This is a genomic window from Paenarthrobacter sp. 4246 (genome assembly GCF_040546855.1).
GTDB lineage: Bacteria > Actinomycetota > Actinomycetes > Actinomycetales > Micrococcaceae > Arthrobacter.
The window spans coordinates 193102-212346 of the sequence record NZ_JBEPOP010000003.1 but is presented as its reverse complement, the minus strand read 5'-3'; the positions used below and the strand labels follow the sequence as shown (position 1 = coordinate 212346).

Genomic DNA, 19245 nt, shown 5'->3' with positions numbered 1-19245 from the left:
ACAGTGACGCAGATCATGGAAGTCATTCGATTTTCTTTGCTCACCGGCCGCCGGGCGGGACGCCGCCGCCAGTGTCTAAGCTAAAGCCATGGAGTGGACGGCTGACATCCTGGGTACAGACTTCCAATCCTGTGGCGTTGATGCCACAGGACCTGACGGCGTGACCCGCCACGCCACCCTGATCCGCCATCAGGCAGAGCAAAGCGATACCGGGGGTGCTCCGAGGCGCTACGGCGCTGTCCTGTTTCTGCACGGGTGGAGCGACTACTTCTTCAATACCGAACTTGCCAGGTTCTGGGCCGGGCAGGGCTACGATTTCTACGCCCTGGATATGCACAACCACGGGCGAAGCCTGAAGACGGACATGCCGGGTGGCTACGTGGCAAACCTGATGGACTACGACGCCGAGATTGACCAGGCACTAGGTATCATCCGGGATCACACAGCCTCGTCACCGGAGGGCAGCGTGACTCTGATGGGCCACTCGACCGGCGGGTTGGTGGCCGCATTGTGGGCGAGCCGCCACCCGGAATCAATCCAATTCCTGATTCTCGACAGCCCGTGGTTGGAAATGCACGGCAGTTCATTGGTACGGCGGGCTGCGCATGCCATGGTGGCTCCCATCGCAAAGTTCAGGCCTGAAACCGTCCTGAAGCTGCCGGAGCGCGGTTTCTACTTCCGCAGCATCAGCAGTACCGCGGAGGGTGAATGGGCGCTGGACGAAAATTATCGTCCACCGCTGGCCTTCCCGGTCCGGGCCGGGTGGCTCAGCGCCGTATTTGCCGGGCATTCCCAGGTTGCCCGGGGGTTGAACCTTGATATGCCTGTCCTCGTGCTGACGTCTTCGGCCAGCGCCAATGGCATGGTGTGGCAGGAGTCAATGCGCCGTTCGGATGCCGTGCTGGATGTTGGAGTTATTGCGCTCAGAGCCATGGCACTGGGCCGGAGCGTCACTCTGGAACGCATCGACGGCGGCCTCCACGACGTCTTCCTGTCCGCACCTGCAGTGCGGAAAGATGCCTATGCGCGGCTTGCGCGGTGGATCAGGGGGTTCATGCAGAACGATGTGCCGGCAGAGCGGCAGGAGGGGGACCAATGAACACCACAGAGGCGTCTACAACCAGGTGGCGACGCGACTTCCTGGGCCATGGCTACGAATGCATGGACCTGCCGCTCAAGCCTGACGAGGAAGGTCCTGTCCATGCCACTCTCATCCGGTACGCTCCACCTGCGCCGCAAGCCACCCAGAACGGCATCCTTGACTTCCTGTCGTCCTTCACCAAGAGAAGCCGCCGGGCAGCCCCGGCCGATCCAGGTGGGGCGCCAAGGGTTGTTCTCTACCTGCATGGATGGGCCGACTACTTCCTGCAAACCGAATTGGCTGAGTACCTCACAGCGTCGGGTTTTCACTTCTACGCAGTGGACCTCCGGAAATTCGGCCGCAGCCTGCTGCCTGGACAGACGCCCGGCTACATTACCGACCTTAACGCCTACGACGAGGACCTGGCAGCAGCGCTGGTGGAGATTGAACGGGACGTAGCTGCACGGACTGGAGACACCACCGCGCCAACCATCCACATGCTGGCCCATTCCTTGGGAGGCTTGATCGGGGCCCTCTGGGCCGATCGCAACCCGGGCCGGTTGGGCACCTTGATCCTGAACTCCCCTTGGCTGGAGCTTCAGGGCAGCAGCCTGGTCCGCAGCATCGCCATGCACCTGGTGGAACCCTTTGCGCGTACGGACCCCAAGCGCCCCTTCCGCTTTCCTGAGATGCCCGCCTACTGGGAGAGCGTCAGCAATGAAGCACATGGTGAGTGGATACTGGATCCCCTGTGGCGTCCGCGGACCTCGTTTCCTATCCGCGCAGGGTGGACCAAAGCCGTTCTGGCTGGGCACGCTGCAGTGGAACGAAAGCTCACCATCGATGCACCCGTCCTGGTCCTGCTCTCCGGAAGGACAAGGATCCAAGCGGAGTGGACAGCTGACCTGATGCGGGCCGATGCGGTCATCGACGTAGAGGAAACCTCGCGGAGGGCCCTCGGACTTGCCCGCCGCACCGCCGTCTTCCGGTACCCAGGTGCCCTTCATGACGTTTTTCTCTCACGGCGCACCGTCCGTCAGCAGGCATACCGCGATGTGGCTGTATGGCTCGCCGCGTACCCCTACTAATGTAGCCGGGGTGTGCTATTTTCCGGCGGGCGCCGCGTCCACGGCTCCTCCGTAGCGCCTGTCGCGCTTGGCATAAATCTCGACGGCGTCCCACAGCGTCCGTCTGTCGACATCAGGCCAGAGCGTGTCCATGAAGACGAACTCCGCATATGCAGACTGCCACAGCAGGAAATTGGAGAGCCGCTGCTCCCCCGAACTACGAAGAAAAAGGTCCACATCCGGGAGGTCGGGCTCGTCCAGGTATTTCTGGATGGTCTTTTCGGACACCGATCCGGGCTTCAAACGCCCTTCTGCGACATCGTGGGCAATGGCAGAGACTGCGTCGGCGATCTCGGCGCGGCCGCCGTAGTTAACACACATGGTCAACGTGCACGTGTCGTTGGCCTTCGTGTATTCCTCGGCTTCTTCAAGTTCCTTAATGACAGAGCCCCAAAGCCTCGGGCGCCTTCCTGCCCATCGGATGCGGACGCCCCACTCGTCAAGCTGGTTCCGCTGGCGTCGTAGTACATCCTTGTTAAATCCCATAAGGAAGCGGATTTCTTCGGGCGATCGCCGCCAGTTCTCCGTTGAAAAGGCGTACACGCTGACGTACTTGATTCCCAGTTCGATCGCCCCTGCCATCACATCCAGCAAGGCAGGCTCACCGGCCTTGTGACCCTCAATGCGGGGAAGTCCACGCTGGTTTGCCCAACGCCCGTTGCCGTCCATGACGATTGCCACGTGCTGCGGTATGAGTTCACTGGGAATACCAGGCGGCACTGCGCCGGAGGGGTGCCCGTACGGCGCTATGACCGGTGCCGTCCTGGCCATTGTTGTCTTGCTCTTCTTACCAAGTGCCACTGTCAGCTTCGCTCCACGTGTTTGAGTGATTTCAGCGCCCGTTCCAAATGCCATTGCAGATACGTGGCAACCAGTCCTGCGGCTTCACGCCGATGCCGCGGGTCCGACGCATCCGCCACGCCCCAGTTGCCTGTCAGCAATGCACCGAGCAACACCACTGTCTCTGCGGCCGGAGCCGGTGAACCGGGAGGGCGGCAGTCGCTGCACACCATGCCGCCAACGGGAGCGGCAAAGGCCGTGTGGGGCCCCGGGCGGCCACACCGGGCGCAATCGGTGAAACTCGGCGCCCAACCTCCCGTGGCCAAAGCCCGCAGCAAATAGGAGTCCAGGATAAGTTCGGGTGGATGGTCTGAACGGCTTAAGGCCGCCAAGGCCCCCACCAACAGGTTGTATTGGGCGGTCCCCGACTCGGTATCGGCATCCGTGAGTTTTTCGGCGGTCTCCGTCATGGCGGCAGCCACGGTAAACCTGCCATAGTCTGCGGCGATACTGCTTCCATAGGCGCCCTTGGCCACAGCCTGCGTCACAATGTCCAGCGTCCGTCCGGAGACAAGCTGCAAATCCGCCACCATGAATGGCTCCAGACGAGCGCCGAAACGGCTGCTGGTCCTGCGCACACCTTTGGCGACGGCGCGAACTTGGCCATGATGCTTGGTCAAGAGAGTGATGATGCGATCCGCTTCGCCCAGCTTGTGGGTGCGGAGCACCACGGCATCGTCCCTGTAGGACCGTGCTGCAAACGACGGATTGGCCACAACTAATCTTCGCACTATGACTGGACCGCACGGCGACCGCCGGACCGTGTGGTGACGGTATTTCCCGTCACCACACGATGGATACCTTAGGCCCGGGCGTCCCGCACGGCACGGTTCACGGCCGAAATCAGGGCCTTGAGGGATGACGTTGTGGTGCTGGGGTCAATGCCCACGCCCCACAGGACCCGCTCGCCGACGGCACATTCAACGTAGGCTGCAGCGCTGGCGCTGCCGCCCTCGGACAGGGCATGTTCGCTGTAGTCAAGCACACGGACGTCAACGCCGTCGTGGTGCAGGATGTCCAACAGAGCAGCGATCGGACCGTTGCCGTGCCCGGTTCGCCGAACCTCCACGCCGTCGATCCGCAGGTTGGCGTTCATGGTCATGGCGCCGGACTCGTCGGTCTCCGTGCTTACACTGCCCAGGGCGTAGCGACCCCACTGTGCCTGCTCTTCATCGGACGGCAGATACTCGTCCTGGAAGACCTGCCACAGCTGTGCACCGCTGACCTCGCCGCCCACAGCATCGGTGCGACGCTGGATAACTCCGGAAAACTCAATCTGCGCCCGGCGCGGCAGGTCCAAATTGTGCTCGTTCTTCAGCAGGTAGGCAACCCCACCCTTGCCTGATTGCGAGTTGACCCGGATTACGGCTTCATAGCTGCGGCCGAGGTCCTTTGGATCGACGGGCAGGTATGGAACCTGCCAGGTGAAGTCGTCCACTGAGGTGCCGGCCGCAGCAGCATCCTTCTCCAGGGCTTCGAAACCCTTCTTGATGGCGTCCTGGTGCGAACCGGAAAACGCCGTGAAAACGAGGTCGCCACCGTACGGCGAACGCTCCGGTACCGGCAACTGGTTGCAATACTCCACCGTGCGGCGTACTTCATCGATGTCGGAGAAGTCGATCATGGGGTCCACTCCCTGAACGAACATGTTCAACCCCAGCGTTACGAGGTCCACGTTGCCGGTGCGCTCACCGTTGCCGAACAGGCAGCCTTCAATCCGATCAGCACCGGCCAGATAGCCGAGTTCCGCAGCTGCCACGCCTGTACCGCGGTCGTTGTGTGGGTGCAGGGAAATGATGATGCCCTCACGGGGGTGCAGGTTACGGTGCATCCACTCGATGGAGTCGGCATACACGTTCGGGGTTGCCATCTCCACAGTGGCCGGCAGGTTGATGATGACCTGGTTATCGGCAGATGCCTCGAAGACGTCGGCAATGGCGTTGCAAACGCGGGCAGCGTACTCGAGCTCGGTTCCCGTGAAGGACTCCGGCGAGTACTCGTACGTGATGTGTGTATCTTCGAGTGTCTCTTCGTACTTCTTGCACAAGCGGGCACCCTGCAACGCTATATCCAGGATTCCGTCTTCATCCTGGTTGAAGACAACACGCCTCTGCAGCACAGAGGTGGAGTTATACAGGTGGACGATCGCCTGCTTGGCACCCACCAGGGACTCGTAGGTCCTCTCGATCAGGTGCTCACGTGCCTGGGTCAGGACCTGGATGCTGACGTCATCAGGGATGTGGCCACCCTCAATGAGCTGGCGGACGAAGTCGAAGTCGGTCTGCGACGCCGAAGGGAATCCCACTTCGATTTCCTTGTACCCCATCTTCACGAGCAGCTGGAACATCTTCAGCTTGCGTGCCGGGCTCATGGGGTCGATCAGGGCTTGGTTGCCATCGCGCAGGTCGACCGCGCACCAACGCGGGGCCTTGGTGATGACCTTGTCCGGCCACGTGCGGTCAGGAACCTCTACGGTGATCTGGTCCTGGAACGGCAGGTAGCGGTGAATCGGCATACCGGAGGGCTTTTGTGCATTACGCATGACGTGTGGCCTTTTCTCTAAGAACTAAATGAAAGCTTAGCCGGACACAACGGAACTCCGCGGCGAGGATGGCCCAGCTTCAGATAGCTTTCAGGCCTCGCCGCGGCAGCTAAGAAGAAGCATCGCCGTACGCACAAAATCACAGTAACACGATGCGTATGATGACAGTGCAACACCTCATGCAACGTCCACTATGCAGACGCAGCGACGGTGGCAACGCCGGCTGCTGCGTCCACACAAGGAGCCACAGTGCCACAGTCGGGGATCACTCTTTCGAACATCGATCACAGCGTCCGGCCCCAGGACGACCTCTACCAACACGTCAACGGCGCGTGGCTCAACAGCACAACCATCCCAGATGACAGGCCGCTGGAAGGCACGTTCACCGCTTTGCGGGACGGAGCCGAGTTGGCCGTCAAGGCGATCATCGAAGAAGCTGCAGGCAAAGGCGAGTCGGCAACTGGCGTCGAGCAGCAGGTGGGTGGACTCTACGCGAGCTTCATGGACGAGGCAGCAGCAGAGGCCAAAGGCGCGGACCCCATCCGTAGCCGGCTCGAGAAAGTCCACTCGGTGGGATCAACCCAGCAGCTGGCTGCCCTGATCGGCCGCCTGTTCCGGTCAGACGTCTCCGGGCTCTTCTCCATCTACCCGGCCCCTGATGCCGGCAACCCCGAGCGCATCCTCCTGTACATCGGGCAGGGCGGACTTGGACTACCGGACGAGTCCTACTACCGGGAAGAAAAGTTCGCCGGAATCGTGACGGCTTACAGCGAGTACGTTGCCAAGATGCTCGCCCTCGCCGGCATCCAGGACGCCGAAGCAGCGTCAGCGCGCATCGTTGCCCTCGAGACTGCCTTGGCTGCACACCATTGGGACAACGTCACGCTGCGGAATCCCCAGAAAACCTACAACCTCAAGACGGCAGAAGAAGCATCGGAGCTGTTCCCCCTGCTGGAGACATGGTTCCAGGCCGCCCGTGTCGACGCAGCCAAGCGAAACGAGATCGTTGTCAGCACCCCGGACTTCTTCGCCGGCGCAGCAGGCTTGCTGGAGTCCGAGCCCTTGGAAACGTGGAAGGAATGGCTGACGCTGAGGGTGCTGAGTTCGGCTGCCCCATACCTCTCGTCCGAATTCGTGAACACCAACTTCGAGTTCTATGGCACCACACTCAGCGGCACGCCCCAGAACAAGGAACGCTGGAAGCGTGGAGTTGCCGTTGTCGAAGCTGCGCTTGGCGAAGCCGTCGGGCAGATATATGTGGAGCGGCACTTTCCCGCCGGCCACAAAGCAAGGATGGAGACGCTTGTTGCCAATCTGATCGAGGCTTACCGTGACAGCATCTCCTCCCTGGCATGGATGGGTGAGGAAACCAAGAAGGAGGCCCTCAAGAAGCTGGAGGCCTTCCGCCCGAAGATTGGCTTCCCGGAGAAATGGATCGACTACTCCGCCCTGGTCATCGATCCCTCGGACCTGTTGGGAAACGTGGAGCGCGCACATGACGCTGACGTCGACCGTCACCTGGACGAAATCGGAAAGCCCGTTGACCTCAACAAGTGGCTGATGACACCGCAGACGGTCAATGCCTACTACCACCCCATGCTGAATGAGATCGTCTTCCCGGCCGCAATTCTCCAGCCGCCGTTCTTCACTGCAGATGCTGATGACGCTGTGAATTATGGCGGAATCGGTGCCGTCATTGGCCACGAGATCGGTCACGGCTTCGACGACCAAGGATCGCAGTTCGACGGAAGCGGGGCACTGCGCAACTGGTGGACTGAAGAGGACCGGGCCGCGTTCGAAGCTCTCACGGCCAAATTGGTGGCACAATATGACGCCCTCTCCCCCTACGCTGCGCCAGAGCACAAGGTCAACGGAAAGCTCACCCTCGGCGAGAACATCGGCGACCTCGGCGGCCTGACCATTGCCTACAAGGCCTACCTCCTCAGTCTGGACGGCAAAGAGCCTGAGGAGATCGACGGCTTCACTGGCCAGCAACGCTTCTTTATGTCGTGGGCAGCAGGCTGGCGCCAGGTGATCCGCCGTGAAGAGGCGATCCGAAGGCTGGCCACCGATCCGCACTCCCCCAACGAGTTCCGCACCAACGCCATCGCCCGTAACCTCGATGCGTTCCATGAAGCATTTGGTGTCGTCGCAACAGATGGCATGTGGTTGGAATCCGGAGACCGCGTCAGCATCTGGTAGAACCGGAAAGACGAGGCCGGGTCAGTTCGTGAAGAACTGGCCCGGCCTCTTCTGTGCATGGCTGCCCCGCAGCCCGCTACTGGTCGATGTACTGACTATTGGTCTATGTACAGCGGGTTCACTTGTTGGCAGACGGCATCGCTGGCGGTCTGGTTGACGACATCCGATGGCACAGAGGTTGCTCCGTAGGTAGTGCCGGTGCCGAAGTCAGTACCAACATAGAGCTGAACCCCCGCCACGCCGGGAGCCCCCTGCACTTGGGCCGCCGGAATACCGTAGAGCGCAGCCACGTCTGCAGCGACGTCGGCGAATCCGGCCCCGTAGTAAATCACGGTCTGGTCGACAGGATTCGCCAAGTAGGAAACGGCCTGGGTGAAGCCACCGCTTGTCAGAACCGACATGATCTCCTGGGCACGCACGGCTACTCCGCTGCCGTTGGCCACCGCCACCGGCTGGATCGCTTTGTCATAGGCGGGGACCGCGGGAGTCGATGCTGTGGGCTGGGGTGCTGGAGTTTCCGTGGCAGCGGGCGACGACGTGGCGCCGGGTGTGGTCAGGTCAAGGTCGGCACGCAAAGCTGAAAAGAGTTGGGATGATTGCGGTTCCACAAGCTCCAGCCTGTTCGGATCAACAGCTGCTGCCTGGGTTGGGACGGCCACGAACGCAACCTTGGAAACATCAATGTCCTTCAATCGCCCACCGATGGTCAACAGCGATGGAACGGATGCCAGGCCCTCATCGACGGTGAGGTTCTGGGTGACGACGTCGGCGATCTGCAGGAGCCTCTGCGGGTTACCCAACGTTCCTTCGTCTTTGAGCTTCCTGGTCAAGGAAGAGAGGAAAGCCTGCTGTCCCTTGATGCGACCGAGGTCGCCTCCATCGCCGAAAGCATGGCGGGTCCGCAGGAAGGCCAAAGCTTGTTCGCCTTCGACCAGGGAATCACCCTTGGGCAGGCGCAGGCGGGAGTCCGGGTCAAAGACGGGATCGCTGACACAGACGTTCACGCCGCCAATGGCGTGGGACAACTCCTTGACGGCGTTGAAGTCCGCCATCATGAAGTGGTCGATTTCCAAGCCGGTCAACTTGTTCACTGTGTCAACAGCGCAGCCGATACCCGCCTCAGCCATGGCCTCGTTGATCATCACACCGCTGCGGGCGGGGAACGTCTGGTTGTTGGTCCGATCAGTGCATTGCGGCACGTCCACCAGCAGGTCACGAGGGAAGCTCATGACGCTGACGCGCTTGTTGTCTGCTGAGATATCCAGCAACATCATGACGTCTGAATGACCGTAGCCGGTGGAGTCTTCCGTGCTTCCATACTCTGAGTTTTTCCCGTCACGAGTGTCAGAACCAAGAATAAGGATTTGCAGGCGGTCCGATTTGTCATTGGCCAGGGTTTCACCGCTGTCACGGGTCTCCCCTGCACTCAACGGAGCCTTGGTGATGTTGCTCTGCAGCCGGATGAACCAAAACGCAGCAAAGGCCACGCCTGCTACCAGGGCAACGGAGACCACGCCGGTGACTATCTTCAACCACAGCGGAAGCCCTTTGCGCGCCTTCATATGGCGGGGAGTGCCCTCGGCATCCTCACCGTGGCGGGCCGCAACGGGGTCAGCGGTGCCGGTGCCCTGCGGGCGGGCGTCACGACGTCGCACTATTCGGTTTACCTTTCCTCAAACACGTGGATTCCCGCCATCATAGTTGCCGATTCTGGGAAGTTCCTTATCGAGCCTCTACGATGCCGGGACGTGTCTTGCCCGCTAGAACCCTAGTTTGACCAGTTGCTTGGGATCCCGCTGCCAGTCCTTGGCCACCTTAACATGCAGATCCAGATAGATTCGGGTGCCCAGAAGGGTCTCAATGCCCTTGCGTGCGTTGGTACCGACTTCACGCAGCCGGCTTCCACCCTTGCCGATGATGATGGCCTTCTGTGAGGGTCGCTCGACATAAAGGTTGACCCGAACGTCCAGGAGCGGGTTGTCCTCGGTTCGACCTTCACGGGGAACGATTTCTTCCACCACCACGGCCAGCGAGTGGGGAAGTTCGTCGCGGACACCTTCCAGGGCAGCCTCTCGAATAAGTTCCGCAATCATGACGGCCTCGGGCTCGTCCGTCAGTTCACCGTCGGGGTACAGCGGAGGCGAAGACGGCATGTGGCTGATCAATACATCCGCGACAGTGGAGACCTGGAACCCGTCGGCCGCCGAGACGGGAACGATGTCGGCCCAACCTTGCTCTCCCAGGACATCCCGTCCCAAAGCAGCAACAGCGAGCAATTGTTCGGTCAAGGCCTGGCGGTCAACAAGATCGGTTTTGGTGACGAGGGCAACGATCGGCTTCCTCCCCACGGCCGCCAGCTGAGCTGCGATGTACTTGTCGCCGGGGCCGATCTTCTCGTTCGCCGGCAGACAGAATCCAATGGCATCCACTTCGGCCAAGGTGTCGGCCACGAGATCATTGAGCCGCTTACCCAGCAGCGTGCGCGGCCTGTGCAGGCCAGGGGTGTCTACCAGGATCAGCTGCGCATCCTCGCGGTGGACAATACCGCGGATGGTGTGCCGCGTGGTCTGCGGCTTTGCCGAGGTGATGGCCACCTTCTGGCCAACCAAGGCATTGGTCAGTGTCGATTTGCCGGCGTTGGGCCGGCCCACCAGCACAGAGAAGCCTGCGTGGAAGCCACCGAAGTCATTATCGGCATCGAATTTCTTATTTTGCTTGCTCACGTGGAACTCCCTGTTGCGTTGAGTCGGCGTCATCGAGTAGGTCTTCAAAGTCAGTGTCTTCCTTTGGCATGGCTGCCGCAATGATGTGGCTGACCCTGTTTCGGCGACCCTCAAGCCTATCCGCCCTGAGTGATATTCCATCCACATCAACTGAGCTGCCGACAATCGGGACCTGCCCCAAGGCCTTGGCGAGGAGGCCGCCTACGGTGTCCACTTCGTCGTCCTCGAGGTCAATGTCGAACAGTTCACCGAGGTCGTCGATACTCATGCGGGCGCTGACCCGGAACGTACCGTCGCCGAGGTCCACTGCTTCTTCTGCGGCGGCATCGTATTCATCCACGATTTCGCCCACGATTTCCTCGATGAGATCCTCAAGTGTCACTAGTCCGGCGGTACCGCCGTACTCATCGATCACGATCGCCACGTGGGTGGATTCCTGCTGCAGTTCCCTGAGAAGGTCACTCACGAGCTTGGATTCAGGAACGTAGCGGACATCCCGGGCCAGGGAGTCGACGTCGTGTGCCTGCAGTCCGGGTTCGCCTCGATGCATGGCCGCGGCGACGTCCTTCAAATAGAGGATTCCACGGATCTGGTCAGTATTCTCACCGATGACCGGAATCCTGGAATAGCCTGAGCGCAAGAAGAGGCCCATGGCTGTCTCTAGGTCCGATCCGGTGCCGATGCTGACAATGTCTGTGCGGGGAACCATGACCGAACGGACCAACGTGTCGCCGAAGTCGAAGACCGAATGGATGAGTTCAGCCTCGTTGTCCTCGATCATGTCCGATTCGGCGGCGCGGTCCACGAATTCGCGGAACTCTTCTTCGCTGACGAACGCGTCATCACCGCTGGGGGCGCCAGGAGCCACGGCCTGGCCCAGGGCCACGAGCCACCCGGGAATGGGGCCGAGAATCCAGCAGAGGAAGCGGATCAGCGGAGCCGTGAAGCGAACAACGGGGCCGGAATGCGCCCTCCCGAGCTGCCTCGGCGACACCCCCACCAGCACGAAACCGATGACGGCCATGATGCCTGTAGCAGCAAGCCCGGCAAGCCAGACATTGTCGAGCAAACTGTGCAGCACTACCGCCACAGCCACCGCAGCGGCCATCTCGAACCACACACGCCAGAAACGCAGGGCTCGCATGTGGGCAATGGGAGCTTTGAGGATCCCGCTCAGGGCCTTGCCCTTGCTGCGGACAATTGATTGTTCGGCCTCATGCCGGGGCAGGAAATTGAACGCGGCCTCAGCAGCCGTCAATAAGGCGACAAAGCTGAGGAAAACCAGCGCCATGCCAACCAGGATGATCCAGGTCACTGCATGGTCTCCATGGGGGCATCCTTGCCCAGGAATTCAGACAGCAGTTCGCGCTGCAAACCGAACATCTCTTCTTTTTCCTCGGGATCGGCGTGGTCGAATCCCAGAAGGTGGAGGATGCCATGGGTTGTCAGGAGCAGCATCTCATCCTGGGTGGGGTGACCGGCGTTGCGGGCCTGCACTTCGGCCACCTGGGGGCAGATTGCGATGTCGCCCAGCATTCCCTGCGGGGTTGGCTTATCAGGGGTGCCTGGAGTGAGCTCGTCCATGGGCACAGACAGGACGTCAGTGGCCCCCGGCTCATCCATCAGTTCGATATGGAGCTTCTCCATGGCGGCTTCATCCACCAGGAGAATGGAAAGCTCCGCCTGCGGATGGATGTAGAGCCTTTCGAAAATGAAGCGGGACAACGTCACCAGCTGGGCTTCGTCCACCGTCACGCCGGACTCATTGTTGACTTCAATACTCATTGACGTTCTCCACGTTTGTAATGTGTGCCTGACGCGTCCTTGCGGTGCGCGTCATCCCAGGTGCTGTAGGCGGATACGATGTCGGCCACCAGGCGATGCCTAACGACGTCGGCCGCCTCAAGAATGGAGAAATTGACGTCGTTTATGCCGGTCAGGATCTCCCGGACGATCCGAAGGCCTGACGTTGCGCCCAGCGGAAGGTCGATCTGGGTGACGTCGCCGGTGACCACCATTTTTGAACCGAAGCCGAGGCGGGTCAGGAACATCTTCATCTGTTCCGGTGTGGTGTTCTGCGCTTCATCGAGGATGATGAAGGCGTCATTGAGCGTACGTCCGCGCATGTATGCCAACGGTGCCACCTCAATGGTGCCTGCAGCCATCAGCCGTGGGATGGATTCCGGATCCATCATGTCGTGAAGGGCGTCATACAGCGGGCGAAGGTACGGATCGATCTTGTCGCTCAATGTACCGGGCAGGAAACCGAGCCGCTCCCCGGCCTCCACTGCAGGCCGCGTCAGGATTATTCTGCTGACTTCCTTCATCTGCAGTGCCTGCACGGCCTTGGCCATGGCCAGGTATGTCTTTCCCGTACCAGCTGGTCCGATACCGAAAATCACCGTGTTTGCGTCGATGGCATCCACGTAGTTCTTCTGGTTCAGTGTCTTTGGGCGGATGGTCTTGCCGCGGCTGGAAAGGATGTTGTGGGTCAGCACATCAGCCGGGTTCTGTACCGACTGGGCCCTCAGCAGGGACACCAGCTGCTGAAGGATGTCCGGGCTCACCACAGTCCCTTTCGCCACAAGCCCACGGACTTCCTCCAGGAGGCGCATGACGCGGGGAATGACGGTGGAGGGGCCGGTCATGGAGAGCTCGTTGCCGCGGACATGGAAGCTGACATCCTGGAATTGTTCCTCGATGTACCTTAGGGCTTCGTCATGGCTGCCCAGCGAGTGAACCATCTGGTCGGAATTGTCGAAGGTGACGACTTCCGTGCGCGTGCCCGGTAAAGTGTGCGGGAACTCGTTAGGCGGCTGGTTGCCGTTTCCGGTCCTGAGCCGCCCGTTCAAAGATTCACTCATAGTGCTGGCCCTCAGGCCTTTTCTCCTCCGGTTGGTCTGCAATAACGCCATCGATTCGACATTCGCTGCGGGCTTTCACTGCCCGCGTTGATGCCGGAATGTCTCCAATCCTACGCCAGCCCGGCCCGCGATGAACCTCCCCCGGAAGCCTCATTCGGCACCCCGGGGCTGATGCGGACGTTTTGTCTCAACTCGGCATCAAGCCGGTATCAATCATGTTTCAGTTGGCGGCCTCCTCCGGAAACCCGGCCGACCGCCGTCGACGATGTGCCAAGCTGGCATAGCGGGTGAAAACATAACCCCGCACCCCAGCCGACGAATGGCTGCCGAACCATGCAGGGCAGGACAGGAAACCCATCAGGAAAACAGCCAGCAACGATCATGGCGCGAACAAGCGGACCAAGTCCGCTGTTGCCGTGCCGGCGATGCTCGCTGTCCTCCTCCTGACCGGTTGCATCGCCAACGGCGGCGGCACCCAGGCTGCCTCCACCCCGCCGCCTCTGACCGTCCAGGAAGCCCCGGCCAGCAACGCCCCGCTGGAAACCACCCAGGCCTCCACCAAGATCCCGGTCTACTGGATTGGGCGGAGCAAGGAAGAGATCTACCTCTACCGCGAATTCAGAGACATCTCCGGCGACGGAAATCCCGTGACCACCGCCCTGAGAATCATGATGGCGGAAAAGCCGTTGGATCATGACTTCTTCACGCCCTGGCAGGAACCCGCCAACCTGGCCACGTCCATTTCGGGCAAAAACGTCATTACAGTCGATATTTCCCGCGATGCTTTCAACTCAAACCTGGACGCCGGCATGGCGCAGCGGGCAGTGCAGCAACTCGTCTACACGGCGACGGCCGCAGCCTCGTCTTCAGGGCTCATCAATTCAGGGCAGCAGATTCAAGTGGTCATCCTGGTTGATGGCCATAAGGACTACATGGCGTTCGGACAAGTGCAGCTGGGTGAGCCGATGACGCGCGACGCCTCCTTGGTTGCCCCGCTCTGGATCATCGATCCGCAGGAAGAGACCACCCTGCCCACAGGACTGGTCAAGTTCAACGGGCGGAGCACGGACAGCTCCAAGCCCATCGCCTGGCAGGTACTGCAGGACAACGGCAAGGGCGAAAAGACCAGCCTTCTCACCGGCCAAACGCAAGCCACCGGCGAACCCGGGCAGTATGGGTTGTTCACTTTTGGCGCTACGTTGAAAGCCGGCCAGTACGAGGTACGTGTCTCCCAGGTGGACAGCGCCGGAAATACCATCGCGACGAGCACCGACACGCGGCTGTTCAGGGTCGGGTAGCGGTTCACGGTCGAGTAGCTGCCCCGGGCCGGTTGCGGACTAAGGCCGCCAGGCTACACCGCTACCAGCGGCCCAGGATGTCGCTCGCAAGAACGACGGCGGCCGGTCCCGCCGTCGACGACCTCAAGACATGATGCCCCAAAAGTGCCGTCACGGCGCCGGCATCACTGAGCCGCGTTACCTCGCGGGGGGAGATCCCGCCCTCGGGCCCCACAATCAGCAGCACCTCGCGGGGTGCGGTGGAATTGGTTGCCGCCACCTCTTCAAGGACGGTCCGCAAAGGATACTTGGCGTCTTCATGCAGGATGATGGCAAGGTCAGCCTGGGCAACGGCTTTCGCGAGGGACCCGGTGTCCACCATAGTCCGCACCTCGGGGATCCATGCCCGCCGGGCCTGCTTGGCGGCAGCGGTAACCACTGACTCCCACTTCGCATGGGCCTTTGCGGCGCGATCGCCCTTCCAGCGGACAATCGAACGCTCCGACTGCCACGGAAGCACAGCGTCGATTCCGAGTTCCGTGGCCGTCTCGATGGCAAGTTCGTCGCGATCACCTTTAGCCAAGGCCTGGACCAGCACCAGCCGGACGTCCGGCTGCTCTTCCAAGACCACGTCGGAGGCGATGACGGTGAGGCTGGCGGGCCCGGCTTCTGCGACCGTGCCAGTCAACCGCGCGCCGGCACCATCGGCTATGTCAACGGGCTCTCCCACCTCAAGCCGCTTGACCGTAACCGCGTGCCGCGCTTCTGAACCTTCCAGCACGAACCTGGCGCCGGGGCTGACATCGCTAAGGCTGCCGGTCGAGGTGAAGAAAACGGGGTTGCTCACCGCTACAGGTTACCGAGCTTGTCCCGAAGCTTGGCGAACATTCCGCCGCTGGCCACGAGCTTTCCTTCGGTGAACTGCTCCCCGCGAAGCTTGGCGAGCTGCTGCAGCAATTCCTCCTGCGCAGGATCCAGCTTGCTTGGCGTTTCAACGTGGAGGTGTACCTTGAGGTCCCCACGGCCATAACCACGCAGGTGCGTGACGCCCAGCCCCCGAAGGGTGATGATCTCGCCTGACTGGGTTCCGGCCTTCACATCAATGTCCTGTGCGCCGTCGAAAGTATCCAGCTGCAGCTCCGTACCCAGCGCCGCGGCTGTCATGGGCACGCTGAGGGTGGCGTGGAGGTCGTCGCCTTCGCGCATGAACATGGAATCGTTGTTGACACGGATCTCCACGTAGAGGTCGCCGGACGGGCCTCCTGCTGGGCCTGCTTCGCCCTGACCGGACAACTGGATGCGCGTACCGGTGGCAACACCGGCAGGAACCTTGATGGTCAGGGAACGGCGGCTGCGGATGCGGCCTTGGCCGTTGCACTCATTGCAGGGGTCCTTGATGACCGTGCCGAAGCCCTCACAGGAACCGCAAGGGGCAGCGGTCATGACTTGGCCAAGAATGGACCGTACAGCGCGCTGGACCTGGCCGCTGCCGCCACAGATGTCACAACGTTCCGGGTGGGTGCCCGGGCGGCAGCAGCTGCCGTCACAGGTGGGGCAGGTCACGGCGGTATCCACTTCGAGCTTCTTGTTGACACCGAAAACGGCGTCCTTCAGGTCAATGCGGACACTGATGAGCGCGTCCTGGCCGCGTCGGACACGGGAGGCCGGGCCGCCATGACCACCCCCACCACCAAAGAAGGTGTCGAAGATGTCCTGGAACGCAAAGCCCTGGCCGGAATATCCACCGCCAAACCCGTTGTCCGTTCCATTCTCGTTGCCGGTGGCATCGTAGACGCGGCGCTTCTGGGGATCGGACAGCACCTCATAAGCATGGGTCACGGCTTTAAACTGCTCCGCGACGTCCTCCCCTGGGTTTACGTCCGGGTGGAGTTTCCGCGCCAACTTGCGGTACGCCTTTTTGATCTCTTCCCCGGTGGCTTCCGGCGAGACTCCCAAAACGTCATAGTGGCTGCTCAAAGTCGGTATCTCTTCCTTGTTGTACTGCGGATGTTTCTTCGGGCCGGCGTTCAGCCGCCGAGAATGCGTGAAAGGTAACGGGCCACGGCCCGGACGGCGGCCATGGTAGTTGGATAATCCATGCGGGTTGGCCCCAGGATCCCTACCTTGGCGCCGGAGCCGTAGCCGGTGGCTACGACGGAAGCTTCGGCCAATCCGTCATAGGGATTTTCCCGGCCGATGCTCACGGTGACGCCTCGGGGGTCGTCCCCCATGTCTGACAACAACCGGAGCATGACAACTTGTTCCTCAAGGGCTTCCAGCACCGGACCGATGCTCAAGGGGAAGTCCACGTTGGATCTGGCGAGGTTGGCAGTACCCGCCATCAGGATGCGTTCTTCGCGGCTGTTGTCGCTCAAGGCCTGCAGTCCGTTGGCCAAGGTTTGGGCCAGTCCCCGAAGCTCCGGCGGACACAGGGCAATCACCGACGGAAGCACCTGCGGCAACAGGGCCAGTTGCGTCCCTGCGATGCTGCTCAGGAACCGGGACCTCAATTGCATCAAAGCGTCGTCGCCCACGTTCGAACCAGCGTCGATGACCTTCTGGCCGACGCTGCCGGTATCGGCAATCAGCACCACCAACACCTGTTGAGGCGCCAACAGGACGAACTCAACATGCCGTACCAGGGCGCGGTTGGAGTGCGGATACTGCACGACGGCGACCTGGTTGGTCAGTTGCGACAGGAGCCTTACGGTGCGCTCCAGAATGTCGTCTACCTCATCAGGGCCTTCAAGCAACGAATGGATGGCCCGCCGCTCGGCGGCCGAAAGGGGCTTGACCTGGGAGATGCGGTCGACGAACAGGCGGTAGCCCTTGTCGGTGGGAATGCGGCCGGCACTGGTGTGGGGCGCTGCAATGAGGCCTTCCTCTTCCAGAACGGCCATGTCGTTACGGATGGTGGCGCTTGAAACACCGAGATGGTGCCGTTCAACAAGGGCCTTCGAACCGACAGGCTCGCGTGAATGCACGTAATCTTCAACGATGGCACGCAGCACTTCCAACTTGCGTGGCTCACTCATTGCTCCACCTCCTGACGACTGCCGTGGTCTCCGGGACCGGGTCCGCTTAGCACTCAACATGCCCAAGTGCTAACCAGTCTAGTATGAGCCAACCCGTTGCTAGCATTGAACTTTCCTTTCCCAACCCAGCACAAAAGGTAGGAACTCCTTGGCTTTCGACACGTGGGGTCCGCAGGATCTGTCAGCTCCTGCCAAACGGCAACTACCGGAGGTTGCCGTCCAACGGGGGATGATCCTCGAAGATGTCCAATCTGGCTGGGTGGGCGAAGTCACCCGGGTTGAGAAAACCGGTGGCATGCACATCGTGTCCCTGGAGGACAGGCGGGGGAAGACGAAGTCGTTTCAACTCGGATTTGGCTTCCTGCTCGAGGGGCAGCCCATCCGCTTGATGCCCCCGGCTCCCCGACAATCGACGCCGGCCGTTCAGGCCGGGCGCACAGCGTCGGGTTCGGTGAAGGTTGAAGGACAACGCGCCCAGGTGGCCAAAGCCAGCCGCATTTGGGTGGAAGGAAAACACGACGCCGAACTCGTCGAAAAGGTCTGGGGCGACGATCTCCGCGTCGAGGGCATTGTGGTGGAGCCCCTGCATGGAGTCGATGACCTCAAGTCGGCAATCTCCGCCTTCAACCCCGGTCCCGGCCGGCGCCTCGGCATCCTGGTGGACCACCTCGTGGCCGGCTCCAAAGAGTCGCGCATCGCAGCTGAAGCCATGACTGTGCCTGGCGCCGCGGGAAACGTCCTGATTGTCGGCCACCCCTACATCGATGTCTGGCAGGCCATCAGGCCCAAAGTTCTGGGAATTGAGGCTTGGCCGTCCGTACCCCGCGGCACCGACTGGAAGACCGGGATCCTCACCGCCTTCGGGTGGCCTCACGAGACCGCTGAGGATATAGGACTGGGCTGGCAGCGTCTTCTTGGAGCGGTTCGCAGCTACGCAGACCTCGAGGCCTCGCTGCTGGGCCGCGTGGAGGAAGTCATCGATTTCCTCACAGTTCCCTGACCTTTGGCCCCAAAGCAGCAGCAACTGACGTGTCATCGTGGCGCTTGTCCCGGGAAGCCTGCCGGGGCCGGTATTCTGGGACAGCAACACCGCACCATCTTTACAGCAAAGGGAACACACCGTGGCAGAGAACGCTCCTGAAGAACCGGGCAGCGCCGCAGGCCAGCCCCAGTACCATGGCGCGCCTGCAAATGCGCTGCCACTGACCGCCAGCGAGGACAGGCAGTGGGCTACCTTGGCACACTTTGGCGGCATTCTCGGATGCCTGCCATCTCTCCTGATCTACTTGATCTTCCGTGACCGCGGACCGTTCACGGCACAGGAATCCAAGGAAGCGTTGAACTTCACGCTGCCTCCCACCATCGCTGCCGTTCTGGCCAACATCCTGGTGCTGTTGCCAGTAGTAGGCAACATCTTTGCCGTGATCGCCACTGGCATCTGGGTAGCCCTGACCTGCTTCTCCGTCTCGGCCGGAATCCGTGTCAACCACGGCCAGCCGCACCGCTACAAGCTCAACCTGCGCTGGATCAAGTAACCCTCCCCCAGCCATCAAC

At 61.3% G+C, this 19245-nt stretch carries 17 protein-coding genes; 6 read left to right on the top strand and 11 right to left on the bottom strand.

All coding sequences use genetic code 11. From position 1 onward, the window contains the following. Nucleotides 1–88: 88 nt before the first annotated feature. Complete coding sequence (locus ABIE35_RS06335; RefSeq protein WP_354513334.1) at nucleotides 89–1099, top strand: alpha/beta hydrolase; 1011 nt, start codon at nucleotides 89–91, stop codon at nucleotides 1097–1099. After that, the gene (locus tag ABIE35_RS06330) at nucleotides 1096–2169 is read left to right on the top strand and encodes an alpha/beta hydrolase (protein WP_354513332.1); all 1074 of its coding nucleotides are present in this window, start codon (nucleotides 1096–1098) and stop codon (nucleotides 2167–2169) included. The genes ABIE35_RS06335 and ABIE35_RS06330 overlap by 4 nt, the downstream gene beginning before the upstream one ends. Nucleotides 2170–2184: 15 nt before the next feature. Here the strand turns inward: ABIE35_RS06330 and ABIE35_RS06325 are convergent, their stop codons facing one another. The 3 genes from ABIE35_RS06325 to leuA form a co-directional block, all read right to left on the bottom strand. Further along, nucleotides 2185–3009 carry an isoprenyl transferase gene (locus ABIE35_RS06325; protein ID WP_354513330.1) on the bottom strand — a complete coding sequence of 275 codons (825 nt, stop codon included), beginning with the start codon at nucleotides 3007–3009 and terminating at the stop codon, nucleotides 2185–2187. Nucleotides 3010–3011: 2 nt separating this feature from the next. After that, a complete protein-coding gene (gene recO / locus ABIE35_RS06320; RefSeq protein ID WP_354226887.1) occupies nucleotides 3012–3764 on the bottom strand; it encodes a DNA repair protein RecO in 753 nt (250 codons plus the stop codon). Nucleotides 3765–3850: 86 nt separating this feature from the next. After that, nucleotides 3851–5590 (bottom strand): 2-isopropylmalate synthase, encoded by a 1740-nt coding sequence (gene leuA, locus ABIE35_RS06315; RefSeq protein WP_089595194.1) that lies wholly within the window; start codon nucleotides 5588–5590, stop codon nucleotides 3851–3853. A gap of 249 nt (nucleotides 5591–5839) precedes the next feature. Here leuA and ABIE35_RS06310 point away from each other — a divergent pair, with 249 nt between their 5' ends. Then, nucleotides 5840–7792: a M13 family metallopeptidase gene (locus ABIE35_RS06310; protein WP_354513327.1), complete on the top strand. Its 1953-nt coding sequence runs from the start codon at nucleotides 5840–5842 to the stop codon at nucleotides 7790–7792. 95 nt (nucleotides 7793–7887) lie between these two features. Here the strand turns inward: ABIE35_RS06310 and ABIE35_RS06305 are convergent, their stop codons facing one another. The 5 genes from ABIE35_RS06305 to ABIE35_RS06285 form a co-directional block, all read right to left on the bottom strand. Further along, the gene (locus ABIE35_RS06305; protein ID WP_354513325.1) at nucleotides 7888–9447 is read right to left on the bottom strand and encodes an LCP family protein; all 1560 of its coding nucleotides are present in this window, start codon (nucleotides 9445–9447) and stop codon (nucleotides 7888–7890) included. A 105-nt stretch (nucleotides 9448–9552) separates the two neighbouring features. Next, nucleotides 9553–10515: a GTPase Era gene (gene era, locus ABIE35_RS06300; RefSeq protein WP_207593633.1), complete on the bottom strand. Its 963-nt coding sequence runs from the start codon at nucleotides 10513–10515 to the stop codon at nucleotides 9553–9555. Then, nucleotides 10499–11830: a hemolysin family protein gene (locus ABIE35_RS06295; RefSeq protein WP_354513323.1), complete on the bottom strand. Its 1332-nt coding sequence runs from the start codon at nucleotides 11828–11830 to the stop codon at nucleotides 10499–10501. The genes era and ABIE35_RS06295 overlap by 17 nt, the downstream gene beginning before the upstream one ends. Next, the gene (ybeY, locus tag ABIE35_RS06290) at nucleotides 11827–12300 is read right to left on the bottom strand and encodes an rRNA maturation RNase YbeY (protein ID WP_354513321.1); all 474 of its coding nucleotides are present in this window, start codon (nucleotides 12298–12300) and stop codon (nucleotides 11827–11829) included. The genes ABIE35_RS06295 and ybeY overlap by 4 nt, the downstream gene beginning before the upstream one ends. Then, the gene (locus ABIE35_RS06285; RefSeq protein WP_207593636.1) at nucleotides 12297–13379 is read right to left on the bottom strand and encodes a PhoH family protein; all 1083 of its coding nucleotides are present in this window, start codon (nucleotides 13377–13379) and stop codon (nucleotides 12297–12299) included. Before ABIE35_RS06285 ends, ybeY begins: the two co-directional genes overlap by 4 nt. A gap of 425 nt (nucleotides 13380–13804) precedes the next feature. Between ABIE35_RS06285 and ABIE35_RS06280 the strand changes: the two genes are divergently transcribed. After that, nucleotides 13805–14677 (top strand): GerMN domain-containing protein, encoded by an 873-nt coding sequence (locus ABIE35_RS06280; protein ID WP_354513319.1) that lies wholly within the window; start codon nucleotides 13805–13807, stop codon nucleotides 14675–14677. A 61-nt stretch (nucleotides 14678–14738) separates the two neighbouring features. Here the strand turns inward: ABIE35_RS06280 and ABIE35_RS06275 are convergent, their stop codons facing one another. Genes ABIE35_RS06275 through hrcA form a run of 3 tightly spaced genes read right to left on the bottom strand, consistent with a single transcriptional unit; the run spans nucleotide 14739 to nucleotide 17691 of the window. Then, a complete protein-coding gene (locus ABIE35_RS06275) occupies nucleotides 14739–15503 on the bottom strand; it encodes a 16S rRNA (uracil(1498)-N(3))-methyltransferase (RefSeq protein WP_354513317.1) in 765 nt (254 codons plus the stop codon). A 2-nt stretch (nucleotides 15504–15505) separates the two neighbouring features. Then, on the bottom strand, nucleotides 15506–16633 hold the full coding sequence (gene dnaJ / locus ABIE35_RS06270; protein ID WP_207593638.1) for a molecular chaperone DnaJ: 1128 nt from the start codon (nucleotides 16631–16633) through the stop codon (nucleotides 15506–15508). Between the two features lie 50 nt (nucleotides 16634–16683). Further along, a complete protein-coding gene (gene hrcA / locus ABIE35_RS06265; protein WP_354513315.1) occupies nucleotides 16684–17691 on the bottom strand; it encodes a heat-inducible transcriptional repressor HrcA in 1008 nt (335 codons plus the stop codon). Nucleotides 17692–17839: 148 nt separating this feature from the next. Here hrcA and ABIE35_RS06260 point away from each other — a divergent pair, with 148 nt between their 5' ends. Together ABIE35_RS06260 and ABIE35_RS06255 are read left to right on the top strand one after the other, a co-directional pair. After that, nucleotides 17840–18691: a DUF3097 domain-containing protein gene (locus tag ABIE35_RS06260; protein ID WP_354513313.1), complete on the top strand. Its 852-nt coding sequence runs from the start codon at nucleotides 17840–17842 to the stop codon at nucleotides 18689–18691. A 121-nt stretch (nucleotides 18692–18812) separates the two neighbouring features. Next, nucleotides 18813–19226: a DUF4870 domain-containing protein gene (locus ABIE35_RS06255; RefSeq protein ID WP_159699313.1), complete on the top strand. Its 414-nt coding sequence runs from the start codon at nucleotides 18813–18815 to the stop codon at nucleotides 19224–19226. Nucleotides 19227–19245: the final 19 nt, after the last annotated feature.